Raw genomic sequence first — 5,790 nt, 5'->3', positions numbered from 1 at the left:
GCAGCATCGAACGCATGTTCCGGATGATCCCGCCTGCGCGTTCATCGTCGGCGATGACGTCGGCGATGATGGCGCGCAGTTCCTCGACCGGCGGATCGTGTCCTTCGAGCAGGTGCTGGGCGACTTCGGCGTTGCTCAGGATGGCGGCCAGCGGCTGATTCAGCTCGTGGGCCAGCGAGGCGGCGAGTTCGCCGAGGCTGGCGACGCGATTGACGTGCGCCAGCGTTTCGAGCTGGCGCCGCATGGCCGCGTCCGTCCGCTTGCGGACGAAGGCGGTCGCGATGATCTCGCCGATGGTGCGCAGGTCGACCAGGGTCGGCGCCGACCACTCCTGCGCCCGGGCATGACGCAGCGTCAGCACGCCGATGACCTCGGCCTCGACGCGCACGGGCAGCAGCAGCCATGTGGCCGGGCCGGGGCGCCGGCTCGGCGCGTCGGCGGTGTCGCGGGCGAACTCGACGAGATCCTGAATCTGGACTTCCTCACCCCGCTCGAGGCGCGGACGCGCCCACGTCAACAGGGCGTCTTCGACCAGGGAGCCGGCCTCGGGGACCCCGAGGGTGTCGGGCCAGCCCGAGACACGCTGGGGACGGTCCTGGCCCCAGCGCAGGGTCCAGAGCGCGCAGTCCTCGGCCTCGAGGGCCGCGGCGAGCCGCTCGAGACTGTCGGCGATCCGGGTGTCGAGGCCGTCGCTGCGCAGGTTGGCGAAGTCGGTCGAGATCTCGGCGACGAGGGCCTGGACGCGCAGGCGCTCGGCCAGCGCGCGCTGCGTGGCCCGACGTCGGCGGCGCTCGGCCAGCAACCCCGCGATGAGCGCGGTCTGCAGCATGAAGACCGAGATGCCGCCGAGAATCCAGGCGCGGTACGCCTCCCAGAGGCCCTTGTGCCGCCAGAGCAGGGTCGTGCCGGGCGGGACCCGGCTCTCGGAGATGCCCAGGCGCTCCAGTTCCCGCGCGTCGATGATCGGGGTCGCGGCGAGGCGCTGGACGGGCACGGTGTCGGGCGGCGTGCCCTCGAGAATGCGGGCCGCCAGGCGCGCGGCCTGGGTGCCGAGGTCCTCGACGCGATACAGCGTGCCGCCGAGCACCCCCTCGCCGAGCATCGCGTCGTTGCTGACCAGCGTGGCCACGCGCAAGGTCGGCTTGATGGTCGCCAGCACGCTGCGGGCCGTGATGGGGCGTCCCGTGCGGTCGGCCACCGCGCTGTCGAGCAGCAGCACCGTGTCGGCCGGCAGGCGCCCGACACGGGCCGGCATCTCGGACAGGGCCAGGTTGGTGAGATCGATGACGCGTGCCTCGCCGACCCGCTCGCGCATCGCGGCCAGTGTCGCCTGCGAGGTCATGCGGTCGGCCGGTGCGCTGCCACCGAGTACGGCCACGTGGTGATGGCGCGGGAAGAGCGGGCGCATGAAGGCCCACGAGTCGACCAGCGTATCGGTGACGTCGATGAAGGCGGCGTGCGGAGGACGCGCCCGCCGGCTGGCCTGTTCCCCGATGAAGATCAGCGGCGCCGTGCGTGGCAGGTCGAGCCGTTCCCGCACCTGCAGGTACTGGGGATGGGCGAGGGCGATGATCGCGTCGATGCGCACGTCGCGATACTTGGCCCGCACGAAGTCGATCTGGCGATCGGCGACGGTCCGGGAATCGGAGACCCCGTAGAGATGCTCGAAGGAGAGCACCGCCGGCGCGTTGGTGCGGATGAACTCGTTGGCGACGCCGCGTGCGAACAGATCGAACAGCGGGCGCCCGGGCTGCACGGGAATGAGGACGAGGACCGTGCCACGCTCCTGCGCCGGTGGCGTGGCCAGCGGCTGCGCGCGCACCGACGGCGCGCTTGCCCACGACAGGACCCACAGGGCGGCCAGCGGGCCGCTCAGCCTCCGCATTGGCGCAGTGTAGCGCCTCCGGGGGCTGACCCTGCCAGGGCGATGGCGTCGCGAATGGCCTCGAGCAGTTGCTGGCTCCGGAATGGCTTGCGCAGGCAGGTCGCCGGGCCGACACGCTGCAGCTTGTCCTGCGTCTCGGTGGCGTCGTGCGCCGTGATGAACACGGCCGGGGGGGCGTCGCCGCGGGCCTGAAGCCCGCCGTAACACTCGGGGCCCGACAGCCCTGGCAGGTGGATGTCCAGGACCAGGCAGTCGAACGACAGGCCGGGGTCGCCAGCCATGAGCGCTTCAGCCGACCCGAAGGTCGTGACGCGATGCCCGCTCAGTTCGAGCATCCGGCCCACGCCTCGTCGGATGGACGGGTCGTCGTCCACGAGGGCGATGCGCGTGGGATCGGTCGCGGCGGGCGAGAGCACGTTCGAGCCTGTCTTCGACGATAGGGGCCGGCTGCGCCCCCGACAACTAGCCAAAGGTCAGGCGCACACGCGGCCACTGCACCAAGAGCCAATGGCACTCGACGGGCGCCCCCCGTACCGTGAGGGGCGTTTTCCACTCTACCCGTCCACGTCACGAAGGGGAGGAGAGGCGCTGATGGGCAAGAAGCTGTTGGCCGAAGGGCTCGGCGTCTCGGCCGCGTTCGGCCTCACGGTCCTGACGATGGCCTATGCCATCGGGCACGTCTCCGGGTGCCACCTCAACCCGGCCGTGTCGGCGGGCCTGTGGGCCGGCGGGCGCTTCGAGGGCCGCTTCCTGGCGCCGTACATGCTGGCGCAGGTCGCCGGGGCCATCGCGGCCGCGGTGCTGTTGCTGCTGGTCGCGTCCGGCAAGCCCGGCTTCGACCTCGCGGGGGGCCTGGCCGCCAATGGGGTCGGCGAGCACTCGCCTGGGGGCTACTCGATGACCGCGGGCCTCGTGATGGAAGTGGTGATGACGGCGATGTTCCTCGTCATCATCATGGGCGCGACCGACCGGCGCGCGCCGGCCGGCTTTGCCCCGATCGCGATCGGCCTCGGGCTGACGCTGATCCATCTCGTCAGCATTCCGGTCACCAACACGTCGGTCAACCCGGCGCGCAGCACCGGGCCAGCCCTCGTCACCGGCGGATGGGCCCTGCAGCAGCTGTGGATCTTCTGGGTGGCGCCACTGATCGGCGGCGTGCTGGGCGGCGTCGTCTCCCGCCAGTTCGAAGACGACCGGACGGGCGTCGTGGCAGGGGGCCGACAGCGCGCGAAGGCGTGACGTGAGGAGGGTCCGGCATCGGTGAGGCAGGCACTACCTAAAGATGTGCCCTGACTCGCCGATGTCAGGGCCAGTGACGACTGTCGTGGCTCCAGCGGCGCCCCTGGCGGGTCCCGCCTTCCTCGCGACCGTGACCCACGAGGTCCGGACCCCCCTCAACGCCGTGATCGGCATGACGGAACTCCTGCGGCAGATGACCCTGCCCCCGGAGGCCGCGCGTCTCGTCGAAACCATCCACATGAGTGGCGAGTGCCTGCTGGCGCTCGTCGACGACCTGCTCGACACGTCACGCCTGGACGCCGGGCGCCTCCAGCTGGAGGACGTCGAGTTCGTGCTGCGCGACGTGGTCGAGGAGGCCATCGCGATCGCCACCGCGACGTCCGGCGTCAAGCGCCTGTCGGTGGCCGCGGTCATCGACCCGGCCCTGCCCGATGAAGTCCGCGGCGACCCTCGCCGCTTCGGACAGGTCCTGGCCAACCTGCTCGCCAACGCTGTCAAGTTCACGCTCTCGGGCTACGTGCGCCTGCGCCTGACCTGCGTGCAGACCGACGGCACCATGCTCACGCTGCGCGTCGAAGTCGAGGACTCGGGCATCGGCATCGCGTCCGACGCGTTGCCTCGCCTGTTCATCCCGTTCTCCCAGGCCGACGATGACACGAGTCGGCGCTTCGGCGGGACGGGCCTCGGGCTGGCGATTGCCAACGGGATCGTCGCGGCGATGGGGGCGCGCATCGAGGTGGACAGCACGCCGGGGCGGGGGAGTCGCTTCCACTTCGAGGTCCGTCTTCCGGCCGGCCGTCGGAGCGATGCGCTGGCCCTGCCCAACTGCGAGGGCCTGCGCGTGGTGGTGGCCTCGCGCGACGACATCCTGGTCGAGGCGCTGTTGTCGCAGATGGCCCGCATCCGGGTGCAGGCCGTCGTCACCCGCGACGTCGAGTCGGTGCCACCTCTGGCCCGCACCGGGCCGGCTGCGGTCCTGATCGATCCGCGGCTGCCGGACGCCTCGGCGTGCGTGGCTGCGTCCCGCGTGGCCGACGTCCCCGTGGTGGAACTCGTGCCGCCGCGCTCGAGCGTGACGGTACGGGATGCGCTGCCGTTGCGCACTCCTGTGCGCCTCTCGGAGTTGACGCACGTGCTCACGACGCTGGGCCCGGAGGACGCGGCGAGCCGCAGCGCGTCGTCGGCGTCACCCCGCGCCGGGACACCGCCTTCGGTGCCGTTCCCGCGTGGCATCTGGCGGGTGCTCGCGGTCGAGGATCACGAGCCGAACCAGCAACTCCTGCAGCACGTCCTCGACAGCGTCGGCGTCGAGGTCGACGTCGTGGTGTCCGGCGAGGCGGCGTGCGAAGCGGTCCGGCATGAACGCTACGACCTCATCCTCATGGACTGCCGGCTGCCCGGCATGGACGGCCTCGCCACCACGCGGGCGCTGCGGGCACGGCCGGCCCTGGCCCACGTGCCCGTCATCGGGCTGACGGCCAGCACGCAGCCCGGCACGCGACAGGCGTGTCTCGAGGCGGGGATGGACGACTTCCTGCCCAAGCCCACCCGCCCGTCGATCCTGATCGACGCGTTGCGGCGGTGGCTGCCGCCGAGCGGCGCGGACGAGGATGCCGCGCGTGACCTCGAGTCCTCGCGGGCGCCGGCGGAGCCGGAGACGCTGCTGGATCACGACGTGGTGGACGAACTCCTGCGGCTCGGTGTGTTCGTGGACATGGCCAGGGTCGTGCTGCGGCACATGCCGGCGATCCTCGGCGAACTCGACGCCGCCGTCGTCGCCGACGATCGCGCGCGCCTCGGCCTGCTGGCCCATCGCCTCGTCACGCTGCTCGGCAACATCGGCTGGCATGAGCCCGCCGACCTGGCGGGCCAGCTCGAAAGCGCCTGCGCCGACGACGGGACGATCCAGCACCGCGCCCTGGCGACGTCGCTCGTGCGTGTGGTGCTCGATGGCCTGCCTCGACTCGAACGGCTGACGGGCCGCGCGGCCGGCGAGGCGTCGACATGCGCGCGCTGATCGTCGACGACGAGCCGACGGTCTGCCTGCTGCTGTCGCGCATCCTGGCGCGCGACTTCGAGTGCCAGGCCACGGAGGCGAGCAACGGCATCGAGGCGCTCGACCTGCTGTCGCGCGAGACCTACGACTTCATGCTGCTCGACCTGCTGATGCCCATCATGAGCGGGCTCGAGACGCTGCAGACGATCAGGCGCGACGAGCACCTCCAGTACCTGCCCGTGATGGTGATGTCCACCGTGCGCGAAGAGGCGCGGGTGCGCGAGGCGATTCAACTGGGCGTCGGCACCTACCTCACCAAGCCCCTGCGGCCTGCCGACGTGGCCACGCGACTGAACAAGTTCGTCGCCCGCCTCGGCGCGGCCGGCGCCATCGCGGCGCCCACGCGCTCGTACCTCGGGGTGCCCCCTGGCGCGCGGATTCTGGTGGTCGACGACGATCCCGACTTCCGGGCGTTCGTCCACGGCGTGCTCAGTCCCGACTACGCGGTGGCCGTGGCCGCCAGCGGGGCCCAGGGGCTGCGGATGGCCATGGACAGCGCGCCGGCGCTGATCATCCTCGGTCGGCAACTCGGCGTGGTGCGGCTGCCCGTGTTTCTCGAGAAGCTCCGTGCGCTGCGGGGCCTCGGCGGGGTGCCCGTCGTAGCGGCCGT

The 5,790-nt window shown here is 71.7% G+C and carries 5 protein-coding genes; 3 read left to right on the top strand and 2 right to left on the bottom strand.

All coding sequences use genetic code 11. The features are described from left to right. Both Q0C41_RS29295 and Q0C41_RS29290 read right to left on the bottom strand, forming a co-directional pair. Window positions 1-1,885: GAF domain-containing protein (locus Q0C41_RS29295; protein WP_291990210.1), on the bottom strand; the 1,885-nt coding region annotated here is incomplete at its 3' end. After that, window positions 1,873-2,301 (bottom strand): response regulator, encoded by a 429-nt coding sequence (locus Q0C41_RS29290; RefSeq protein ID WP_291990208.1) that lies wholly within the window; start codon window positions 2,299-2,301, stop codon window positions 1,873-1,875. The genes Q0C41_RS29295 and Q0C41_RS29290, both read right to left, overlap by 13 nt. A gap of 175 nt (window positions 2,302-2,476) precedes the next feature. Here Q0C41_RS29290 and aqpZ point away from each other — a divergent pair, with 175 nt between their 5' ends. The 3 genes from aqpZ to Q0C41_RS29275 form a co-directional block, all read left to right on the top strand. Beyond that, complete coding sequence (gene aqpZ, locus Q0C41_RS29285; protein WP_291990206.1) at window positions 2,477-3,124, top strand: aquaporin Z; 648 nt, start codon at window positions 2,477-2,479, stop codon at window positions 3,122-3,124. A gap of 73 nt (window positions 3,125-3,197) precedes the next feature. After that, window positions 3,198-5,141, top strand: coding sequence for a hybrid sensor histidine kinase/response regulator (locus tag Q0C41_RS29280; protein WP_291990204.1), 1,944 nt, complete (start codon window positions 3,198-3,200; stop codon window positions 5,139-5,141). After that, window positions 5,129-5,790: response regulator (locus Q0C41_RS29275; protein WP_291990202.1), on the top strand; the 662-nt coding region annotated here is incomplete at its 3' end. The genes Q0C41_RS29280 and Q0C41_RS29275, both read left to right, overlap by 13 nt.

Origin of the sequence: Luteitalea sp., assembly GCF_022842525.1 — a bacterium.
In the GTDB taxonomy this organism is placed as follows: Bacteria; Acidobacteriota; Vicinamibacteria; order Vicinamibacterales; family Vicinamibacteraceae; genus Luteitalea.
Note: the sequence above shows the minus strand (reverse complement) of the source record. Positions and strands in the feature narration are given on the sequence as shown.